The 20237-nt window shown below is 51.1% G+C and carries 20 protein-coding genes; 12 read left to right on the top strand and 8 right to left on the bottom strand.

The window, feature by feature from the left end; translation table 11 throughout:
- The first annotated feature begins 2 nt into the window (after positions 1-2).
- The gene (locus D568_RS0111990) at positions 3-365 is read left to right on the top strand and encodes a DUF2750 domain-containing protein (RefSeq protein WP_020209846.1); all 363 of its coding nucleotides are present in this window, start codon (positions 3-5) and stop codon (positions 363-365) included.
- A gap of 11 nt (positions 366-376) precedes the next feature.
- Here the strand turns inward: D568_RS0111990 and D568_RS0111985 are convergent, their stop codons facing one another.
- Entirely contained in the window at positions 377-709 is a 333-nt protein-coding gene (locus D568_RS0111985) for a hypothetical protein (protein WP_020209845.1), read from the bottom strand.
- Positions 710-913: 204 nt separating this feature from the next.
- Between D568_RS0111985 and D568_RS0111980 the strand changes: the two genes are divergently transcribed.
- From D568_RS0111980 to D568_RS0111955, 6 genes are all read left to right on the top strand, one after another.
- Positions 914-1390, top strand: a complete 477-nt coding sequence (locus tag D568_RS0111980; protein ID WP_026287017.1) for an LEA/WHy family protein — start codon at positions 914-916, stop codon at positions 1388-1390.
- 97 nt (positions 1391-1487) lie between these two features.
- A complete protein-coding gene (gene parC, locus D568_RS0111975; protein ID WP_020209843.1) occupies positions 1488-3746 on the top strand; it encodes a DNA topoisomerase IV subunit A in 2259 nt (752 codons plus the stop codon).
- An 11-nt stretch (positions 3747-3757) separates the two neighbouring features.
- Positions 3758-4021 carry a PilZ domain-containing protein gene (locus D568_RS0111970; protein WP_020209842.1) on the top strand — a complete coding sequence of 88 codons (264 nt, stop codon included), beginning with the start codon at positions 3758-3760 and terminating at the stop codon, positions 4019-4021.
- Positions 3990-5207: a DUF4124 domain-containing protein gene (locus D568_RS0111965; RefSeq protein WP_040516742.1), complete on the top strand. Its 1218-nt coding sequence runs from the start codon at positions 3990-3992 to the stop codon at positions 5205-5207. Before D568_RS0111970 ends, D568_RS0111965 begins: the two co-directional genes overlap by 32 nt.
- A complete protein-coding gene (locus D568_RS0111960) occupies positions 5207-6265 on the top strand; it encodes a polysaccharide deacetylase family protein (RefSeq protein WP_020209840.1) in 1059 nt (352 codons plus the stop codon). The genes D568_RS0111965 and D568_RS0111960 overlap by 1 nt, the downstream gene beginning before the upstream one ends.
- Positions 6266-6286: 21 nt before the next feature.
- The gene (locus tag D568_RS0111955) at positions 6287-6829 is read left to right on the top strand and encodes a DUF924 family protein (protein WP_020209839.1); all 543 of its coding nucleotides are present in this window, start codon (positions 6287-6289) and stop codon (positions 6827-6829) included.
- Here D568_RS0111955 and D568_RS20060 read toward each other — a convergent pair.
- The 4 genes from D568_RS20060 to D568_RS0111935 all read right to left on the bottom strand — a co-directional run bounded on the left by D568_RS20060 (position 6826) and on the right by D568_RS0111935 (position 11764).
- The gene (locus tag D568_RS20060; RefSeq protein ID WP_020209838.1) at positions 6826-7647 is read right to left on the bottom strand and encodes a glucosaminidase domain-containing protein; all 822 of its coding nucleotides are present in this window, start codon (positions 7645-7647) and stop codon (positions 6826-6828) included. The two genes, D568_RS0111955 and D568_RS20060, sit on opposite strands and share 4 nt — an antisense overlap.
- A gap of 18 nt (positions 7648-7665) precedes the next feature.
- Complete coding sequence (locus D568_RS0111945) at positions 7666-8343, bottom strand: replication protein P (protein ID WP_020209837.1); 678 nt, start codon at positions 8341-8343, stop codon at positions 7666-7668.
- Positions 8255-9355, bottom strand: a complete 1101-nt coding sequence (locus D568_RS0111940) for a DnaT-like ssDNA-binding domain-containing protein (protein ID WP_020209836.1) — start codon at positions 9353-9355, stop codon at positions 8255-8257. Before D568_RS0111940 ends, D568_RS0111945 begins: the two co-directional genes overlap by 89 nt.
- Positions 9356-9439: 84 nt before the next feature.
- The gene (locus D568_RS0111935; protein ID WP_020209835.1) at positions 9440-11764 is read right to left on the bottom strand and encodes a fatty acid cis/trans isomerase; all 2325 of its coding nucleotides are present in this window, start codon (positions 11762-11764) and stop codon (positions 9440-9442) included.
- An 81-nt stretch (positions 11765-11845) separates the two neighbouring features.
- Between D568_RS0111935 and D568_RS0111930 the strand changes: the two genes are divergently transcribed.
- The 3 genes from D568_RS0111930 to D568_RS0111920 all read left to right on the top strand — a co-directional run bounded on the left by D568_RS0111930 (position 11846) and on the right by D568_RS0111920 (position 15743).
- On the top strand, positions 11846-13447 hold the full coding sequence (locus D568_RS0111930) for a carbon-nitrogen hydrolase family protein (protein WP_020209834.1): 1602 nt from the start codon (positions 11846-11848) through the stop codon (positions 13445-13447).
- Positions 13448-13506: 59 nt separating this feature from the next.
- Positions 13507-14664 carry a glycoside hydrolase family 18 protein gene (locus tag D568_RS20055; protein ID WP_020209833.1) on the top strand — a complete coding sequence of 386 codons (1158 nt, stop codon included), beginning with the start codon at positions 13507-13509 and terminating at the stop codon, positions 14662-14664.
- An 86-nt stretch (positions 14665-14750) separates the two neighbouring features.
- Positions 14751-15743: an LLM class flavin-dependent oxidoreductase gene (locus D568_RS0111920; RefSeq protein ID WP_020209832.1), complete on the top strand. Its 993-nt coding sequence runs from the start codon at positions 14751-14753 to the stop codon at positions 15741-15743.
- Between the two features lie 52 nt (positions 15744-15795).
- On the opposite strand, the gene D568_RS0111915 is transcribed toward D568_RS0111920, so the two are convergent.
- The 3 genes from D568_RS0111915 to rsgA are packed head-to-tail and all read right to left on the bottom strand — an operon-like array spanning position 15796 to position 18540.
- Complete coding sequence (locus tag D568_RS0111915; protein WP_020209831.1) at positions 15796-16668, bottom strand: mechanosensitive ion channel family protein; 873 nt, start codon at positions 16666-16668, stop codon at positions 15796-15798.
- Between the two features lie 3 nt (positions 16669-16671).
- Complete coding sequence (locus tag D568_RS0111910) at positions 16672-17478, bottom strand: sulfurtransferase (RefSeq protein WP_020209830.1); 807 nt, start codon at positions 17476-17478, stop codon at positions 16672-16674.
- Between the two features lie 45 nt (positions 17479-17523).
- Entirely contained in the window at positions 17524-18540 is a 1017-nt protein-coding gene (rsgA, locus tag D568_RS0111905) for a small ribosomal subunit biogenesis GTPase RsgA (protein ID WP_020209829.1), read from the bottom strand.
- A 65-nt stretch (positions 18541-18605) separates the two neighbouring features.
- On the opposite strand from rsgA, the gene orn reads away from it, so the two are divergent.
- Positions 18606-19160 (top strand): oligoribonuclease, encoded by a 555-nt coding sequence (gene orn, locus D568_RS0111900; RefSeq protein WP_020209828.1) that lies wholly within the window; start codon positions 18606-18608, stop codon positions 19158-19160.
- A gap of 185 nt (positions 19161-19345) precedes the next feature.
- Positions 19346-20218, top strand: coding sequence for a hypothetical protein (locus D568_RS0111895; protein ID WP_157497851.1), 873 nt, complete (start codon positions 19346-19348; stop codon positions 20216-20218).
- Positions 20219-20237 lie beyond the last annotated feature (19 nt).

Genomic DNA, 20237 nt, shown 5'->3' with positions numbered 1-20237 from the left:
CAATGGAGCCTGTCACCGATAGTTTTGAACAGAACCTGGACCGTTTTGTGGTTGAGGGCATAGATACCGGTTGTGTTTGGGGGTTAGAAGGGCCAGACGGCTGGGCGTTATGTGACTCTGAGCGTTACGATAATACCGATGTTATGCCGCTCTGGTCTGCTCGCGAGCTGGCAGCTACGCACTGCGTGGCTGAGTGGGCCATTTATAAACCGGTTGCGATTGCCCTGGACGAGCTACTTGAAGATTGGTTGCCCGGAATGCATGACGATGTGCTATTGGTGGGGGTGAACTGGGACAGCGAGCTGGAGGGAGAAGAGTGGGAGCCTCTTGATCTGTTGGCCGAGTTTGAGGCCGAGCTGGGCTAGCCCCGCTCGGGTCAGCCTACTTGTTGGGCGAGTTCATCTACACCGAATAAGTAGTCATGCAAAATATCGATTTGGTTGTCGCACACATAGCGTTCCAGCTGCTCTAATTGGGCGAAAGCCGGAGTGATGACACCCTCTGCATCGCCGTTGTAATCGGCGCGTACCATAATCAGCATTTTTCCGGGGGGCGCGTCGTTTAGGGGCGGGAGTAAAACCTGTAAAACCTTAAATTTAAAATCCAGGCAGAAACGCATTAAAGTGGGGTAGATGGACTCCTGTCGGTTGGTAAAGCTAATTTCCCTGCTGCCAAGAAATTCTCGGCTAAAATTTTGCTGGTCAGGCATACATCTCTCTCTGGCCCGCTGATTGGTATTTTCCATCGATTAGAGCACAGTGGCGCATCATCTGGCGTGAAGCGTGTCACAAAGATTATGAGCTGCAGAGATCCTTATAACTTTTAACTCTAGGGGCGGCTTTATTGAATCACAGCCCTTGGGTATATGGCTGTGCTTGGGTATTCTCCGGTTACGTCTTTTCGAGGTATGGAAATGAAGAATGTCTCTCCTGTATTCCCGTTACTGATAGCAATTGCTTTTACTTTAGCTGGGTGTGCGACCTTGTCGCCAGGTTTTACTGAACCAGAGGTAAAAGTTATGGGGCTTAAACTACTGCCTGCTCAACAGGGTGAAATTGCCCCGCGTTTGGGGGTTCAGCTGTCCATCAGTAACCCTAACAATGTCGATTTGTCTGTCAAAGGTATGTCCTATAGCATAGACCTAGACGGGTTCAGTCTGCTCTCGGGGGTTCGTGCGGATATTCCTACGTTTAAGGCCTACAGTGAAACCCCGCTAGAGCTGTCACTTTCGGCTGATGTGGTTCAAATGGTGAGGCTGGTACGGGCGCTGACAGAAAAGCCAACCAATAAACCTTTAGAATATGAATTCAATGCCAAGTTGGATACTGGGCGTATGAGGCCCGCTATTCGAATTAGTGAAAAAGGCAGCGTTACACTCGATTCGCTCTAAATGACGGACAATGCTCACGCTGTGTCCGTCCAATCGCAACAGAAATGATTACACAAGATTTATCTTGGGCGCTAACGCCTAACTAGTAGGAATAAGCATGTCAGAACACACGACCTTCTCTGAGGCTGAAGAATTTATCTCACTGAAAGAGTATGCTGAAAAGGCATACCTAGATTATTCAATGTACGTCATTCTCGATCGCGCCTTGCCGCACGTGGGTGACGGATTAAAGCCCGTGCAGCGCCGAATTGTCTACGCCATGAGCGAGCTGGGTTTAAAGTCTACGGCAAAGTATAAAAAGTCGGCACGTACGGTAGGTGATGTGATCGGTAAGTTTCACCCGCACGGAGACTCCGCCGCCTATGAGGCCATGGTGATTATGGCCCAGCCATTTTCCTACCGGTATCCGTTGGTAGACGGCCAGGGCAACTGGGGGTCGCCGGACGATCCCAAATCTTTTGCCGCTATGCGTTATACCGAATCTAAGCTGGCCCGCTACGCCGAGGTGCTGCTGGAGGAATTAGGGCAGGGAACGGTTGACTGGCAGCCTAATTTCGATGGCACCATCGACGAGCCCGAGGTATTTCCGGCCCGCGTGCCCAACGTGCTTTTAAATGGCACTACCGGTATCGCAGTAGGTATGGCGACGGATATTCCACCTCACAATTTGCGTGAAGTGGTTGGTGCCTGTATTCACTTGCTGGATAACCCTAAAGCGGATGTCGACGAGTTGTGCGAGTTTGTGCAGGGCCCCGACATGCCCACAGATGCAGAAATTATCACGCCGCGCAAAGACATCATCGAATTGTACAAAACCGGTCGTGGCAGTTTGAAAATGCGCGCTTTATGGTCACGCGAAAAAGAAACCGGCGATTTGGTGGTGACGGCTCTGCCGCATCAGGTTAGCGGCGCTAAAATTCTCGAGCAAATTGCCGCGCAAATGCAAAATAAAAAGCTGCCAATGGTGGCTGATTTACGCGATGAGTCTGACCATGAAAATCCGACCCGCCTGGTGATTACCCCACGGTCTAATCGAGTGGACCACGAGCAGCTTATGCAGCATTTGTTCGCCACCACGGATTTAGAAAAATCCTATCGTATCAACATGAATATGATTGGTATTGATGGGCGCCCAGCGGTAAAAAGCCTGCAAAAAATCCTTGCCGAATGGTTAAGCTTTCGCACCGTCACTACTCGCCGTCGCTTACAGCATCGCTTAGCCAAAGTCGAAGAGCGGTTGCTGCGTTTGGCCGCGTTGATGATTGTTTATCTGAACGTGGATGAAGTGATCCGCATTATCCGCGAAGAAGATCATCCAAAACCGATATTAATGGAGCGTTTCAACCTGGTTGAAATGCAGGCCGAATACATCCTTGAAACTAAGTTGCGTCAGTTGGCGCGACTTGAGGAAATGAAAATACAAGAAGAGCAGGAAAAGCTCGAAAAAGAAAAAGATGATTTAAACAAAACCCTCGCCTCAGCAGCCCGCTTGAAAACCTTAATTCGCAAAGAACTAAAGCAGGCGGCGGAAGAATACGGCGATGAACGTCGCTCGCCCATCGTTGAGCGCGAAGAGGCTCAGGCCTTTAGCGAAGCGGAGCTGATCAGTGTAGATCCTGTAACCGTGGTACTATCGGAAAAAGGCTGGATTCGCGCGGCCAAAGGCCACGAGGTAGACCCCAGTTCGCTTAATTATAAAGCAGGCGATTCGTTCAAATTAGCCGTGCCGGGAAAATCCAATCAGTCGGTTATCTTGCTGGATTCAACGGGTCGTAGCTACGCCCTGGCTGCGCATACCTTACCCTCTGCCAGAGGTCAGGGTGAGCCGGTCAGTGGGCGTTTGAACCCACCCAATGGCGCCACGTTTGAAGGCTTATTAATGGGAGGTGACAGCGACTCCGTATTGCTTGCCAGCGATGCAGGCTATGGTTTTATTGCCTCGCTGAGTGATCTGCACAGTAAAAATAAAGCAGGTAAAAACGCTCTGACCTTACCTAAAGGAGCGCGAGTGTTACCGCCAGCGCTGGTTCCTAACCAAGACAACGCGTTTGTCGCTGCGGTCAGTAACGAGGGGCGTTTATTGGTGTTTCCATTAAGCGAATTGCCAAGACTTGCGCGAGGCAAGGGTAATAAAATTATTAATATTTCCGCTGCCAGGGTGCAGTCGAGAGAGGAGTTTGCCGTTGCGATTGTAGCGCTTGATGCTGGGCAGTCATTAACCGTTTTTTCGGGAAAACGTCACTTAACCCTAAAGCCTACTGATTTAGAACATTATCAAGGGGAGCGCGGACGTAGAGGCAATAAACTGCCTCGCGGCTTCCAAAAAGTGGATCGCTTATCGGTAGACAAAAAATAATGGAGTAACTGGTGGAAAATAAGCGTGAACATCTCCGAACCCCAATGGTGTGTCAAATAAAAATTTGCCACGAACAGCTGGGTGAAATGGTGGTAAGAACCCGTGACATTTCAGACGGAGGTGTGTTCGTGGTGCTAGAGCCTGAGCAAATCCCCCCAATCGGCTCAATTGTCACCGGGCAGGTGCAAGGATTGATGGATGACGCACCAATTTTAGAGATGGAAGTGGTTCGGGTTGAGGAGCATGGCGTTGGGCTACGGTTTATCTCGGCCTGACCGGTTAATGTCGCGTTGCCGGTTTTTCTTTTTTCTGTGCCTTTGTGGACTGGGCTCGCTGGTTCAAGCACAGGTTTATACTTGGACCGACGAGAACGGCAAGGTTCACTATTCCGATCAGCGCCGGGTTTCCCACGCCGAAGCCAAAGTTATAGACGTGGGTGGTATGCCGCCCGCTCCCTTTATGGATCATCAAATACCAGCCAGCTATAGCGGTGAGGTTTTTCCGCTGGTGTTGGACCGCTTTTACTACGCAGATGCCGTAAGCGATGAAAGCAAAGCGCTGATCACTTACTACTTTGGTGGCGATTGTGTGTCGCCTACCAGTGAAAACTTTAATCAACTGCGTGTTCGTTACCCTAAAGTTTTGCGCGACGATGCAAATTTGCAGGCTGCGACCTATCGCCAATTGCGTAAATCGTCTTACGGCTTGCTCTATCGCGCAGGTCATTATTCAATGCCCGTTGTGGATAGCGCGGAAATTCGTGTGTTAAACGCTGAGATTATCGACTTAAAAATCAACGCCTGTCGCACTAATCTGCACGCCGGGGCCACGTTGGGCGACCTTGAGTCTGCCGCTGTGGGTAGTTTTGATGTGCTGAATGCGTGGATAAAAGTGAAGTGGCAACTGGCTGACTCGCCGAACAGCGAGGCATTACACTCTTGGGTTACTCAGGGAGTGGCTGCCACCCGACTCGACAGGGACCTTAGTCTGTTTGGTGCGGTAGAAGACGCTTATCTTGTCGCACTGGATCAATTGCAAAACAATGAAAGCTGGCGTGAGGCGATTCTCAACCCGGAAGAGATACAGCACTTAATAAAAAATGACGCGGCTCCTGAACCGTCAACTGTCGAGGGTCTGTATCAGAAAAAGGCGCAGTTGGCGCAGGCGTTCGTGGAGATCTCGCCTTTACGGACAATGATTGCTGAATACTTTCAGGTAAGAGGTGTCATGCCGTTATCCATAAGCGCCCTTGGTGTGCGCAGGCAAACGATGAAAAGTGCGGTGGTCGACAATGTCGCCATTGCGAATCCTGGGACACTGCGCGCCGATTTGGCCGGTGCTAATGAAGGGGTTTTTATCGAGTTGGTTCCCGAACTGGAACACGGTTATACCGGGATTAAGTGGCGTTGTTTAAGTAATGCTGGCCAGGCTCTTTTACCCGACGCGTGCGAGGTGTATTAATGCTGTTTCGATTTGTTTGTTTGCTCATGCTTGCCGTTGTTAGCTCAATCGCCCAGGCAGCCGTAATTTTACAATACCACCATATAAGTAATGATACGCCCGCCGCGACGTCAACATCACCTGAGTTATTTGCCGAGCATATACAGTTTCTGGCTGATAATGACTTTACTGTTCTGCCCTTGCCAGAGCTTATTAAACAATTGAAAAATGATGAAGCAGAGAATCAATACAGTGCGGCGATCACTTTTGATGACGGCTATGATTCTGTCTATCGCACGGCCTTTCCTTTGTTAAAAGAGCGTGGTTACTCGTTTGCCATTTTTGTTAATTCCTCCCTGGTGGGGGCACCGGGCTACGCTACCTGGAGTGAACTGAAGGAAATGCAGGCTGCTGGAGCGATCATTGCCAATCATACTGCGACCCATCCACATATGGTGCGCCGCAAAGAGGGCGAGTCTGAGAAACAGTGGCGCGAGCGGATGCGCACCGAAATAGTAACCTCTGAAGCGGCTATAAAAGCGCATCTAAAAAACATGCAGCCCTACCTTGCTTACCCTTACGGCGAATACAGTGCGGCGCTTTTATCGCTGGTAAAGGAGCTAAATTATGTGGGCTTTGCGCAACACTCAGGGGCGGTTGGGGCTTCAAGTGATTTTCTGGCGTTGCCCCGATTTCCTATGGGCAGTTCCTATGGGCGAATGGAGACCTTTCCCGATAAAGTAAACTCTATGCCATTCCCACTGGAGCGTGTGCATTTAAACGATGGCCGCGGGCAGGCGCTCGACCAGCCTATTGTTAACGCTGATACAAAGCCCCAATTGACTCTTGAGTTGCAAAGTGAAGCGGTTGCGGCGACAGTACAGTGTTATTGGGCGGGTAAACCTATGAAGGTCGTGCGCGAGGGGAACCGTGTTTTAGTGCAAAGTGAAGAGGGCTTAACGCCGGGTCGCTCGCGCTATAACTGTACTGCACCAGCCTCTGATGGCAAGCGATTTTATTGGTTCTCTCAGCCCTGGTTTATTACAGATAAAAATGGTCGGTGGCAGCATACTGATTAAGGGGGTTCTGGAGGTTCATCTATGAAGACACTAGAGCAAGTGCTGCACTTCTGGTTTTCAGAATTGCAGCCTACCGATTGGTTTAAAAAAAGTGAGCAACTGGATCGAAGGATTCGTCAGCAATTTTTGTCTTTACACCAGTCTTTGGCGAAAGAGGCTGGCCCTCAAGGCGATGAAACGCCTAAGTCTTTATTGGCCAAAGTCATTGTCTTGGATCAATTTAGCCGCAACATGTTTCGCGATACCGCGCAGGCCTTTGCTTACGATCAGCAGGCGCTTGCGCTCGCTCAATACGCCGTCAATAACCGTTGGGATGACTCGCTAACTCAGGATGAGCGCAGCTTCCTGTATATGCCTTATATGCACAGCGAAGATAGAGTGATTCACCAGCAGGCCATGGAGTTGTTTACCCGCTTGGGGAACGCCAACAACCTAAAGTTTGAACGCAAACACAAAGAAATTATCGACCGATTTGGCCGCTACCCTCATCGCAACCAAGTGCTAGGCCGTGAAAGCACGGCGGAAGAGGAGGCTTTTTTACAGCAGCCAAGGTCGTCTTTTTAGCCGTCTGTCAGCTCGGCCGTTGGTGCGTCCAGCTTGGCGAACTGGTTGTAGCGAATCAGCTCACCCAACTCTTGTACATAAACCGCGCCGCGACTTGAGTAGCCATTCAAGCCTTTGATCAAATTAAGTCCGCTGATGTCGCTGTCCGAATTGCGCGCGCGTGCGCGGATATTGCGCAGTTCACGGTAGGTTTTGTGAGTGTTGATGTTGTGATAGTAGGCGTTGATGGCATCTTCAATGCCGGGAAATTTTTGCACTTCGTGCCTCGCGCCTGCGCTGCGCCTGCCCGGCACGATGCCGCAACCTTTGGTGTAGCACCACTGGCCGAACAAGTTGTTACCTTCACGGGCAAAGCGTGAAGTGCCCCAGCCGGATTCCTTTGCCGCCTGTGCAACAACCATTGACGGTGGGATGATATCGATTCTTTTCAGCAGCAGTGTGCAGGTTTCCAGCTCAGTCAGACCATCAGTGCGGATATCGTAGCGGCGCGATAAACGCTCAAGTCGCTCTTGCTCGACTCGGGTAAGTTCAAGGTGTTGGTTTAGCTTTTCGGTTAACGCCAGAATTTCCTGGCGAAGTGCCAGCAGCGCTTGATTTTTCTCAGCGATAAGCGGCTCCAGCAAGCTTACAAAGGTATCTTTACGTTGTGGAATGTCGCTGATGGCTTTTAAGTCTGGTAGCTGAGTTTTGCCTCGCAACAAGGCAACGCCCGCGGGTTGGTAAGTGTGCTGGCTGAGGTAAATTGCCAGACCCAAGGTGCCGAGGCTGTACAGTGTCAGCGCTGCCGCCAGGGCGTAGAATTTTTTTTGCAACGTCATGAAATCTCTCAGGCCTTATTATAAATCGAGCTCTTTACGAAGTGCGTCCAGGCGCTTTTTGTTTTCTGTTTTTGATAACGGAACCTCGACCGATTCCGGTAGCGCTGGCGTGTCTGGTGGCGTTAAAGTTTCGCCGTTCATAACCCGTTCGCAGTAGCGTTTGTAATGTTGCTCAAAAACAGGAAATGCTTGCCGTTCACTGGAGCTGGCTAAAAAGTACCAGTCGGCGGCCTTGCCTGCATAGTAAACCGCAGGATGGCTCCAGTGAAAGGCGGCCTTGGGCGATGGCGCTTGGCAGGCTTCCACATAAGCGGCGTGGGGGTCTTTTAAACCGTGTTTTTTCGGGTCGCCCTGACAGGCGTTGATCATCTTATTCAGCGTTGGTAAAAACTCGCTGGTTTCGATCACTTCACGGGCGCCGCGGCGAATGGTATCGGGTTCAAACCGCAGCAGCGATTCCAGCCACAGTTTTTTTATCTGCCCAAGCACAGCCGCGTCGCTGTAGGCTTTGTAATATTGATTGTGGTAGTTAATGCGAAACAGTGCAAAAACCTCATTGAGTGCGTCAATGTGGGCGTCGCTGACCTGGCGGCGAGGCTCTTGTTGCTCAGCTTGCCCAGCTGCGGTCGGTGAGGTCTTCGACAAGGCTTCTATCTCGCGTTGCACTTGATCCAGCAACTGGTTGCTGTCTGACATGTTGATTACCCTGTGATGGTGCTTGGCTGAGTGCGTGTTGACGCGCCCAGTGAAATTTTACATGCTGCAGAAATTTTGTGTTCCAGGAACTGTACACCCGGTTACTTTCTCGCCAAAACAGCACGAACTCGGGGATCTGCTGCCGGGCGAATTCTAAATCAATATTGGCCAGCGCCAGCACATCAAATACGTCCCGTCCCGGTTGCCAGTTATCAGGCAGACGTTTGGGTTCGGTATCATGTTCAAGCGCACTGGTGAACTTGGCCCACTGGCGTTTTACGTGCTGGATGAATCGGGTATTCCAGGTGCGGCCTATATCGCCGCGTTCACGCCAGTAGAGCACAAATTCTGGAATGGCGTCTTCGACAAACGCTTGGTTGATTCCGGCGTGGCGTACCAGCAGCACCATAGCATCGCGTGATGGTCGCCAGTCGGCGCTCATGGGCATGTCTTGCTCGCGCTGGAACATACCTGCTTCGTGCTCCCGCCAGCGCCTTACCACCTGTTTTAAGAATTTTGCCCCCCAGCTGTGATGAGCTTCCCCGCGTTCGCGCCAGTAGGTGACGAACTCTGGCACCTGTTGGCGAATAAAGTAGTCCGGGATGTTGTATTGAGCCAGCTGGGTTTTGAGTTCGGCGTCGGGTTGCCACTGGGGACTGATTTGGTTGCTCTGACGCGCTGCAGTGGAGGTCGTTGGTATAGTTTTAGTGGGTGCTGCTTGATCAGCACCTTGTATTACCCCTGGGTTAAAACGCCAGGTGAGCAAACCGCTTTGGGTGTAGGGGGCACTGGTGATTTGAATCAGGCCCTTCTCCTGCAAATTTTTGGCAATTCGCTGGATGTCTTCAGCGGGCCAAAACGGCAGCCGCTCGCCCATCTGGCGTTGGCCCAATTGACAGCTGTGTTCTGCCTCGGCTAACACGCTCAGCAGCAAAGCTTCTTCAAGGCCAATAGTGGCGGCCAGTGAGGGCGAGACAATCAGCGGTTTTTCGGGTAGCAACGAGGTGGTCATGGGCTCACTTTAGCATTGAACGGGTGGGCGATTGTAGGTCTCTGTGGCCGCCGTGTCAGTGCTTTTGTTGCTATGCTCCCTGATCTAACGATTCTCAAGTCTGTTGTAGTCCAATAATCCTGCTGTGTTGGGCTGTTGCTGACGATAAGCGTTCAGAATTTGATCGCTGATATCCCAGAAATTGGGGTCCGCGCGGCTGATACCATATTGCGCTTTCAGTTTGCGGTAATCGGCTTCACTGCCGAGCTGGGCGATTGCTTCTGCAAACGATTCAAGTTGCTGTTTATCAACTAACCAGAAGGTATTGGGGTATGCGCCTAAAACCCCGGCGGTTATCACTAAGCGATCCTCATCTGGTCGGCGCCGATCCTGTTCTGACAGCAGCGAGGCAACGTTACTGTGGGCACTGGTGCGCAGTACGCTGAATACACCGTGCTCTGGTACCAGAATTACGCTGGCCTCAGGCATAAGGCTGGCCGCTGTGCTCTTGATGCTTTGCAGTTGGGTAAGTTGCTCCTCAAGCTCTGCTGGCCAGGACAGGGCGTCAATAAATGTACTGTTCTCTTGGCTCGGCTGTAAAAAATCCCTCAGAGCGTTGAGTAGCTCTGTTTTGGGCGTGTCGGTGTGGTAGTCAATCAGTCCCACTTCCGGTAAGCGATCCAAGTAGCGTGTAAGGTAAGTGTTGATGTCCTTTTCGGCACCGCGATACCAGCTTTTGATAATGGGCTCTTGAGTTTCTTTGGGTAGCAGGGCGACGAAGTTCATTTCGCCTTCAATGCGCAGAAAATCCATGTATAAACGGCTGAGCAGCTGGTGCGACGCATTGCCGTATACGTCAAAACCTGCCACCAGCAAATAGTGAATGCGCTCCAGCAGTGGGTAGTCAATCAGCCAGCTGGTTTTGGGTTCGGGGCCAATCATGCCACGTACCACTGAGGCACTGTCGTTATGCCTGAATATGGTGAGCGATGAGTTATCGTTTTGCTGTTCACCATCCCAAATTAAGTCAAGGTTAATGGTCTCGTAGTTTTGTATGCGTTTTTGAACATAGGTGGCTTTTGCTCGCAGGAAGCTTTCCTGTAGGTGGGCATACTCAAGCCAGTGTGACAGCGGCCGGAAAGTGTTACCCGCTTCGGCGGGTAAGCGAAGGTGGTTCGCGTTGTTTTGAAAAAAGGCGTTGTCGGCGACCGGGTCTATCGTATCGGGGCTGACAAAAAATACCCAAAAGTGATCTTCAATTACGTTTAACGCCACCTGTCCTCGACATACTGGGCCTTTAATAAAGTTCATGATGGTGAACTCGGCTTCATCCAGTAAAAAACGGTAGCGAGCGTCTATTGGCAACTGCGCGAAGCTGGCGAAAGGGTTGGCGGCGATTTCAGGTTTGTAGCCGGGGAGGGCGTTTACCTCGTAATCTTGCTGATAAAACCACGCTTGCCAGTTATCCATACGCGCTTGGTTTAGGGTATAGGGCATATAGGTTTTTGCCAGGCGAGTGCTGGGGTCGTGCCATAAGCGATAATACACCCGTTCGGTTTTGGGATCGTCAAATGGACGGCGAGTGGTGATACGCTTAATGGGTTCGCCCGGTGGTGTACTCGAACGCACGAGTTTAAAGGTGGTGTCGCTGGCTGATTCAAAGTGCAAGCTGGCGAGAAATAGGTGCTCGTAGAGATAGCGATTGATCAGCTGCGCTTTAAGTGATGGGCCATTAAAAAACGTTTCCCAGCGGTCTATTTCTGTCAGCAGCTTAGTTGGCACCGCAGGCTGTGCGCCAAAATCACCGCCTTGTCGCAGCCAGCTCAGTAGCGTGTTGTATTCCTCGTTTGCCAGGCCCGGTAGGCCGTAGGGCATACCCCACAAGGGCTTTTCTTGGGCAAAATCATCAAATTCTTCGATAGTAGGGCAGTATTGGTCGCGGTCGGTTGAAAAGTCGAAGGAATCGGGTAGCACCGCTTGGCTGGGCAGAGGGTGGGCTTGCTTTAGTTTCAGTATGCGTCCTAATACGCTGGCTTCAAGATTTGCTTGGGGAGTGTTCTCCCGCTCGTTTAGCACAGGGTAGAAGTCTTTTTCTCGCCATTCGCTGGTTGACTGGGCATCGATAAACAAGCGAGTAAGTTCGCCGCCGAGTAGGCGGGCACCATTGTATACCTTGTCTTTACTGGCACCGCGTAAGATGCCCATATCGGCATCCATTTTTAACTGGCAAGGTGCATCGTAACAGCCGTGACACACTGTGCAGCGTGTTTCGATAATCGGTTTTACGGTTTCTTGATAGTGACTTGCATCGTCCCCGGCGTTTAGCTCTCGGGGGCTGGGTTTGCCGAAGGCGGTGTCTAGTGAGGATGCCCCGATAACGGTACAGCCAGTCAGAATTAATAATAGCAGGGCAATGGTGCGTTTTTTCATTTCGAGGATCCTCCAAGCGCCGTAGCATACCACAGGGGTTTTGCTATAAAGTGAAAGCATTTCCTATCAACGAGGCCGCGTATGGTTACTTCCTCTGATAACAAGCTCGCCGACCCTAAATCTCACCTGACTGTGCGCAATGCCACTTTGGGCGATGTGGATGCCATTGTGGATTTGTCGGATCGTGTCTATACCCCAGTGGGTATGGAAGCCTATGTACGTTCGGCTATTGTTGGTCAGATCAATACCTTCCCGCAGGGCCAGTTTGTGGTCATGGTGGGCGATGTGCTGGTGGGTTATTGTGCGACTTTTCGTATCTCGGGGAAGGTGGCCCTGAAGCCTCATAACTGGGTGGAGATTACCGGTAACGGCTATGCCTCGCGTCACGATATTAACGGCGAGTGGCTGTACGGTATGGAAGTGTGTATCGACGATGCCTATCGCGGTTACCGAATCGGGCAGCGGCTGTACAACGAGCGCAAAAAGCTGTGTGAATCCTTAAGCTTAAAAGGTGTGGTGTTTGCCGGCAGAATGCCCAATCTGGCGCGCCGAATCAAAAAATTTAAAACCGTTGAAAATTACGTGGATCAGGTGATTCACAAAAAAGCCAAAGATCCCGTGTTGTCTTTTCAGTTGCGCAACGGTTTTGAAATCATCGGCATTCTTAAAGACTATCTGGATGAAGACAAACAGTCTTTAGGCTATGCCGCCCACATGAAGTGGGAAAATCCCAAGGTTATTAAAAAAGACGACAAGCCGCGCAAAACCTATGGTGTGCGCACGCCTGAAGTGGTGCGTGTAGCGACCGTGCAGTACATGCAGCGCAAAATCAACTCGTTTAGCGAGTTTTTAAAGTACATTGAATATTTTGTGGATGTGGTGGCGGATTACAAAAGTGACTTTGTGGTCTTTCCCGAGCTGGTGACGTTGCAGTTGCTCTCTATTGAGGATCAGGAGCTGACGCCCTATGAGTCCATCGAGGCGCTCACCAAATACACGCCGCGTTTAAAAGAGGCGTTCCGCAATATGGCGTTGCAATATAACGTCAATATTATCGCCGGGTCTCACCCTACGCGAATGGCGAATGGGCGTATTGAAAACATCGCTTATATTTTTCTGCGCGATGGCCGTATGTTTGAACAGCCCAAAATTCACCCTACCCCCAACGAGGTTTACTGGTGGGACATTGAAGGCGGCAGCAGTTTGCAAGCTATCGATACCGACTGTGGCCCTATTGGGGTATTGATTTGTTACGATTCAGAGTTTCCTGAGCTGGCCCGGCATCTGGCCGATCAGGGCATCCACTTTTTGTTTGTCCCCTTCTGTACGGATGAGCGCCAAAGTTATTTACGGGTGCGTTACTCGTGCCAGGCGCGTGCGGTGGAAAACCAGTTTTACGTTATTATGTCGGGCAACGTGGGCAACTTGCCTAACGTTGCCAATATGGATATTCAGTACGCGCAAAGCTGTATTCTCACACCCTGCGATTTTGCGTTTGCCCGCGACGGTATTGCCGCCGATACCGATCCAAATGTGGAAACGGTTGCCTTTGCCGACTTACGCCCCGAATCTTTGATCATGGCGCGCAACAGTGGGACTGTGCAGAACTTAAAAGACCGACGCCACGATTTGTACCGTATGGTATGGAAGGGTGACAGAGTCTTACCGATAAAAAACGATTGAGCCAATAGATGATCTCACGCCCCGACTTTGCCGGGGAAACATAACAGTGGAGACATCCAATGAAAATAATATTTGCCTGTTTGAGTGGCGTACTGTTTGCGCTTGCCTCTTTTGTTGCTAGTGCACACGAGGGGCATCACCATGCGCCTGAGCCTGTCATTATTGGTTATGTGTTCAGCCCGGAAGAACCGCTCGACCCCGACACTATTGCCGCCGAAAAACTCACTCACATTAACTACGCTTTTTCAAACATTAACGATGGCAGGATTGTGAACGGTTTTGATTTTGACGATCAGAACTACCGGGTATTGCAAACGTTAAAGCAGCGTAACCCCAATTTAAAAATACTCTCTTCGGTGGGCGGGTGGACCTGGTCCGGCGGTTTTTCGGATATGGCTCTAACGCAGCAGTCGCGCCAGATCTTTATTGAAAGCGCGGTAGAGTTTGTACGCCGCCATCAATTAGACGGTATTGATATTGACTGGGAATATCCGGGTCTGGCCGGCGCGGGCAATACTCATAGACCAGAAGATGGCCGCAACTTCACGCTGGTATTACGGGGGCTACGTACGGCGTTTGATACCTTGGAAAAAGAACTGAAGCGCCTCTTACTGATTACCATAGTCAGCGGCGGTTTTCCGGACTATTTGGCGAAAAGTGATATCGGCAATTGGCAGAAGTATCTGGATTACATCAACATCATGGCTTACGACTACAATTTTCCGCGCAAGGGCGGTGTCACCGGCCATCATACCGCGCTTTACTCATACCCAGAGGATTCCTCTGGCCAATCGGCCGATGCAGCGGTTAAAAATCACATGGCGGCCGGGGTTCCTGCGAACAAATTAGTGGTGGGCGTGGCATTCTATGGTCGCACCTGGGTGAATGTCACGCCGCAAAGTTTCGGTTTACAACAACCAGCGGATGCCGGCGAAGCAAGCTTTGGCAGCGCCCGATACGGTAATCTTCGGCCTAATGTGATTGAACAGGCAGGCTACCAACGTCACTGGGATGAAGCGGCTCAGGCGCCCTGGTTGTGGAATGAAAAAGAACGTGTTTTTGTGAGTTACGATGACCCGCAGTCAATCGCGGCAAAAGTGAAATATATTCGCCAGCAAAAGCTCGGCGGCGTTATGTTTTGGCAATACACCTCGGACTATGAAAATGAGCTGCTCAATACGCTTAATAGCGCTTTTGGTCGGCTCGATGCTGAGTAACCGCACGGTTTATTAACCATTCTTGTCACTCCAAGACCGAGAACACGCGTTAGCATGGCGGTGTTCCGGTTTTGGAGGGTCTTATTATGTCTACCGCGTATTCCATACTCGATTTAGCTCATGCCAAAGTGGATGCCAGCTACCAAGACGCTTACGAACGAGTTGTACAGGCGGCGCAAACTGCCGAGCAGCTGGGGTATAAGCGTTTCTGGCTTGCCGAGCACCACAGTATGGACGGCATCGGTAGTTCGGCCACCAGTGTGTTGATTGGCCATATTGCCGGTGCAACACAAACTATAAGGGTGGGGGCTGGCGGTATTATGCTGCCTAATCACGCCCCGATTATTATTGCTGAGCACTTTGGCACGCTCGAAGCGCTTTACCCCGGGCGGATTGATTTGGGGGTGGGGCGTGCGCCCGGCAGTGATGGCGCCACTATGCGTGCACTGCGCCGCGACTTTAACAGTGGCGTAGATGACTTTCCTGAACAGCTGGCCGAGCTGCAATACTTTTTAGGTGATAAACAACCGGGGCAGAAAGTGTTTGCCGCCCCCGGTATGAATTCTGATATTCCCATTTGGTTGCTGGGCTCTAGCCTTTACAGCGCACAGTTGGCGGCCAAACGTGGTTTACCCTTTGCTTTTGCCTCACACTTTGCGCCGCGTTTAATGATGGAGGCCTTGCATCTGTACCGCACAGGTTTTCAGCCCTCGCAGGTTTTAGATAAACCTTACGCGGCCATCGGTGTGCCGGTTTGCGCTGCCAAAACCGATGCCGAGGCGCGTTATCTGCATACGACGGGGCAGCAAAGCATACTCGCATTGCTCCGTGGTGAGCACCTGCGTCTGCGCCCTCCCGTTGAGGATATGAGCAGCCTTTGGACCCCGCAGGAGCAGATGCACATTAATGACTTTCACGGTATTGCTGCTGTCGGAGGCCCCGAGACTATTAAGGATCACTTAACGGCACTTAAAGCAGAAACTGGCGCGGACGAGTTTATTTTCGCCAGCAGCTTTTACGAACAAAGCGACCGGCTGCGTTCGTTGAAAATTGTTGCCGAGGCGATGGCGGGAATTTGAAAAAGATTCTGAACGGTTAACGGGGAATGGGAATGAACCCGCCCCCGTTACATCAATTTTCTGCTGCTCTTGTGCCCAAATCGATACTGCTAGAGCGTAAATGCAAATCTCTTTGCGGAAAGGGAATTTCTACCCCCGCTTCGCGCAGCGCATCGTCAATCGCCCATAAATAGTCGGACGTCACCTGGCTGGGGCGTTTGACGGCATCGGGCGCAACCCACACGCCGAGTGAAAAGTTTAAGCTGCTGTCGCCAAAGCCTGTCATCCACACGAGCGGTTTGTGTTTTTCATCGTTAAGGGTGTAGCTGACGTTGTTTACCGCGTTGAGCACGGCGTCTTTGACTTTTTGTTTATCCGAACCGTAGGCCACGCCAAAAGGAATGCGAAAGCGGCGTACATTTTCTTCGAGCGTCCAGTTAATAACCCGGCCGCTGATAAACTCAGAGCTGGGTATCAAAATGTCAATATTATCATTGGTGCGAATCAGGGTGGAGCGCAGGCGAATGGCTTTGACTTCGCCCATTAAGCCCGAGTCCAGCTCCAGAAAATCGCCGACCTTGATAGACTTTTCCAGCAAAATAATAATGCCGGAAACAAAGTTATTAACAATGGACTGCAAGCCAAGGCCAATACCAATACCCAGCGCACCGCCAACGATCACCAGTTTATCGAGCTGAAAGCCCAGTACCGATAACGCGCCAATAAAACCGAGCACGATCAAGAAGTAGTAAACGATTTTATTAATGGTATAAATTTGGTGGCTGACCGTTGGGTGGCGGTAGAGTGCCAAGCGGTTAATGGCGCGGCTGATTAAACCGGCAAGGACAAAGGTGGCGGCAATGACCAATACCGATGCGCACAATGCGCCTGTGGTCAGGGTGTATTCACCGACTTTAACTAAGGTAATGTCCAGCCAGTCGAGCAAGGGTTACACCTCCACCGGGGTATCGGGGTGGTTACCCCATTCCGACCAGGAGCCGTGATAGCCTTTGATGTCGAACCCCAGTGATTTACCCACAAGGTACGTAAAGCCTGAGCGGTGGTGGCTTTGACAGTGGGTGACTATGGGTTTATCGCCGGTTAGGCCTTTTGCGGCTAAATACTCGCGCGCGTCTTTGCGAATGCGCAAGCCGCGGTCGCGGTCCATAAGCTCTGTCCATTCAACGTTAATAGCGCCCGGAATGTGGCCAGCCTTTTGCGCGAGAATTTTCTCGCCGCGATACTCCTGAGGGCCGCGCGCGTCCCAGATTTGCAAACGCTGATTTTCCAGCCCTTGCAAAATATCTGGAATTTCCACCAGATGTTCGGGGTCAATTTCCACTTCCACCTCGTGGGTGTTGGGGTCTTCAATTTCTTGCGTAACCGGTAGGTCCTCCCCCAGCCAGGCGTGCAGCCCGCCGTTCAGGTAGCTGTAGTGCTTGTGGCCGATGGTATCCAGTGTCCAGATAAATCGACCCGCCCAGCCGCCACCTTCATCGTCGTACACCACCACATGGGTATCCGGTGTTAGTCCCAGGTAAGTAAACAAGCGATTCAGTTGTTCAACTGGCGCGATACGGCCGGGTGCTGGGGGGCGATTGCACAGCAGCATTTGCGGCGGCACGTGAGCCGCCCCTGGGATGTGCCCACGGCGATAATTCTCTTCACTGGAAAGGTCCACAATCAGCGGGGCCTTGGGGCTTTGCAGCAGCGGTAACAGTTCGGCGGGTTCAATGATCAGGGGCAATTGGGACATACAGCAATCCTTAAGGTTTAACATCCAAGACGCTTAGCAGCGGTATCAGGCTCGGCCGGGGTGCAAATCTGCCAGAATATGGCGGTAGCTGGCAAGCCTTCCGGGGCTGATATTGCCGTCTTCCAAGGCTTGTAAAATAGCACAGCCGGGCTCAACGGTATGTGAGCAATCGCGGAATTTACAGGCGCCAATAAACGGGCGAAATTCTTTAAAGCCGGCCAGCACATCTTCGGCCTCGATATGCCAGAGGCCGAACTCGCGAATTCCGGGGGAATCGATCAAGTCACCACCGCTGGGTATATGGTAAAGCTGCGCGCTGGTGGTGGTGTGGGTGCCCGTTTGCTTTTCGCTCAGCTCGCCCACCCGAGAGTTAACATCAGGCAGCAGCGCGTTTACCAGGGACGATTTACCCACGCCGGATTGACCCACAAACACACTGATAAAGTGCGCCAGGTATTCACGCAGAGGCGCAAGCCCCGCATCCTCTTTGGCCGAGGCGCGAATCACCTGATAACCAAGCCCTTCATAGAGGGCGTAAATGGCCTCTACCTTGGCCCGTTGTTGGTCGTCAATTAAGTCGACTTTATTAACCACCAGTGCGGGCTCAATGCCAATGGCCTCGGCGGCAACCAAATAGCGGTCAATCAAGTTAAAGTGGGGCTCGGGGTAGGGGGCTATCACTATGACAATACGGTCAATATTGGCCGCCACGGTTTTCATGGCACCGTAGGGGTCGGGGCGCATCAGTGCCGTGTCTCGCTCGCTTCTGGCTACCACCACGCCATAGGGGTTGCCATCGCGCCAGGCAACTTTGTCACCGGTCACCAGGCCGCCAAGGTTGCTGCGAAAGTGGCAGCGTTTGGCCACACCTGTTGCTGTATCTTCCACCATGACCTGAGTGCCATAGTGGGTCACAATCAGGCCAGATTGCTCTGGCCCCAGATTGCTCTCGCCCAGCTTGTCGTCGGCTTTCTGGTCGCGCTTGGCGGCGCGCTCTTCGCGCTCTTTCTGAATTTTTTCTATGCGCCACGCCTGGCGGCGCGTTAGCTTGCGTTTGCTCAAGGGCAGGCCCCGGTTTGCGATGGTAAGATAGATTCCTAATACGTATTGTAAAGGAAAAGTATCCCATGAGCCCTACTCTGAACGACGATAATTTGATCTGGATTGATCTGGAAATGACCGGGCTGGACCCGGATAATGATGTAATCATTGAAATCGCCACCATCGTCACCGATGCGCACCTGAATATTCTCGCTGAAGGCCCGGTGATGGCCATCAATCAGCCCGACGCCGTTCTCGACGCCATGGACGAGTGGAACACTAACCAGCACGGCAAATCGGGTTTAACTCAGCGCGTAAAAGACTCAACTGTTACCCTCGCCCAAGCCGAGGCCGACACCATCGCTTTTTTAAAGCAATGGGTGCCGGCAGGTAAATCTCCTATTTGCGGTAATTCCATCTGCCAAGACCGCCGCTTTCTTGCTCGTGGTATGCCTGCGCTTGAGCGCTATTTTCACTACCGCAATCTGGATGTAAGCACCTTGAAAGAGCTCGCCCGTCGCTGGAAGCCCGAAGCCCTGGAAGGGTTTAAAAAATCCGGTGCCCACCTGGCGCTGGCCGATATTAAAGACTCGATTGCTGAGTTGGTGCATTATCGGAGTTGTTTTATTCGTATGGATTAAAAATTGGTAGAAATAAGAAAAGGCAATGCATAAGTGGTGTTATTGAGCAGGTTATGTATTAGATGCTCAGTGCTACTATTTGAACAACATGTGCGGTTTTATTAAAGAGAAAGATATTGTCAAAGCGAATACACATTCACATAGGCACCCATAAAACGGGTACAACCATTCTCCAGCAAAGCCTGTTGGATAACAAAGAGAATCTTCGACCGCAGGGGTTTTATTACCCGGACTCTGGCGTATTTCTTTACGGTCATCATTACCTGGCTTTTCAAAAATCAGGTCTAAATACAATAGGTCATCCAGTTGACAATAATGTATGGGAGAAGCTACGAGATGAGTTGCATCGTGTTTCTGAAGAGGATGTTATTCTTTCCAGTGAAGAGTTCTCCTCTATTCAAGGCAGAGATCAAATTTATTCCTTAGGGCGTGAGCTGAAAGGTTACAGTGTTGAGGTTTATGTATATCTGCGGCGACAGGATGAATATCTGCAATCGGTTTACAACCAGCAAACAAAAGATTGGGCCTCTCCCCAATGCTTAGATTCGCAAAGCTTTATCGATGCACATCTGGCGAATAATGTTTTTCTTAACTATACGTCATGGTTAAAGTTATGGGCGGAGGTTTTTGGCAAAGATAAGGTCCATGTGTTTAGCTATGATGATGCTTGTCTGGCAAAAGAAGGTGTTGTTGGTCACTTTTCCCATGAGTTGGGGTTGGAGCAGTTGGTTTCGCCGGTGCACCCGAATGTTAATCAGTCTGTGAGTGCAAAAGCGTTAGAGCTTATTCGTCTCTCAAAAGTAATGAAGTTTCCTGATGGTAAGCGAGAACAATTGTTTAACTTGGCTTTAAGGGCGTTTCCGAATTTTGATGGGGGCGCCTTTTCCTCCTCGCAACGGGAAAAGATCATCGATCAATATAGGGCGGTAAACGATGGCTTATGCGCAGAATATGGAATCTCCTTTCGCGAAGTGGATGTAGAGTTGTGCCGCTGCGGCAGTCCATTAGAGTTGTCGGACATGATGATTATTTTAGATGAATGTTTAATGAAAAGTTAAAGTCGAGATCATTTTTAGC

It is taken from the genome of Gilvimarinus chinensis DSM 19667, assembly GCF_000377745.1.
Taxonomy (GTDB): domain Bacteria; phylum Pseudomonadota; class Gammaproteobacteria; order Pseudomonadales; family Cellvibrionaceae; genus Gilvimarinus; species Gilvimarinus chinensis.
The sequence above is the reverse complement of the archived record's forward strand: the minus strand, read 5'-3'. Positions and strand labels throughout refer to the sequence as shown.

What these genes read in the sequence shown, in the direction of transcription:
- D568_RS0111990 (WP_020209846.1), top strand. Translation starts at nt 3, where the DNA reads ATGGAGCCTGTCACCGATAGTTTTGAACAGAACCTGGACCGTTTTGTG.
- D568_RS0111985 (WP_020209845.1), bottom strand. Translation starts at nt 709, where the DNA reads ATGCCTGACCAGCAAAATTTTAGCCGAGAATTTCTTGGCAGCAGGGAA.
- D568_RS0111980 (WP_026287017.1), top strand. Translation starts at nt 914, where the DNA reads ATGAAGAATGTCTCTCCTGTATTCCCGTTACTGATAGCAATTGCTTTT.
- parC (WP_020209843.1), top strand. Translation starts at nt 1,488, where the DNA reads ATGTCAGAACACACGACCTTCTCTGAGGCTGAAGAATTTATCTCACTG.
- D568_RS0111965 (WP_040516742.1), top strand. Translation starts at nt 3,990, where the DNA reads ATGGCGTTGGGCTACGGTTTATCTCGGCCTGACCGGTTAATGTCGCGT.
- D568_RS0111960 (WP_020209840.1), top strand. Translation starts at nt 5,207, where the DNA reads ATGCTGTTTCGATTTGTTTGTTTGCTCATGCTTGCCGTTGTTAGCTCA.
- D568_RS0111955 (WP_020209839.1), top strand. Translation starts at nt 6,287, where the DNA reads ATGAAGACACTAGAGCAAGTGCTGCACTTCTGGTTTTCAGAATTGCAG.
- D568_RS20060 (WP_020209838.1), bottom strand. Translation starts at nt 7,647, where the DNA reads ATGACGTTGCAAAAAAAATTCTACGCCCTGGCGGCAGCGCTGACACTG.
- D568_RS0111945 (WP_020209837.1), bottom strand. Translation starts at nt 8,343, where the DNA reads ATGTCAGACAGCAACCAGTTGCTGGATCAAGTGCAACGCGAGATAGAA.
- D568_RS0111940 (WP_020209836.1), bottom strand. Translation starts at nt 9,355, where the DNA reads ATGACCACCTCGTTGCTACCCGAAAAACCGCTGATTGTCTCGCCCTCA.
- D568_RS0111935 (WP_020209835.1), bottom strand. Translation starts at nt 11,764, where the DNA reads ATGAAAAAACGCACCATTGCCCTGCTATTATTAATTCTGACTGGCTGT.
- D568_RS0111930 (WP_020209834.1), top strand. Translation starts at nt 11,846, where the DNA reads ATGGTTACTTCCTCTGATAACAAGCTCGCCGACCCTAAATCTCACCTG.
- D568_RS20055 (WP_020209833.1), top strand. Translation starts at nt 13,507, where the DNA reads ATGAAAATAATATTTGCCTGTTTGAGTGGCGTACTGTTTGCGCTTGCC.
- D568_RS0111920 (WP_020209832.1), top strand. Translation starts at nt 14,751, where the DNA reads ATGTCTACCGCGTATTCCATACTCGATTTAGCTCATGCCAAAGTGGAT.
- D568_RS0111910 (WP_020209830.1), bottom strand. Translation starts at nt 17,478, where the DNA reads ATGTCCCAATTGCCCCTGATCATTGAACCCGCCGAACTGTTACCGCTG.
- orn (WP_020209828.1), top strand. Translation starts at nt 18,606, where the DNA reads ATGAGCCCTACTCTGAACGACGATAATTTGATCTGGATTGATCTGGAA.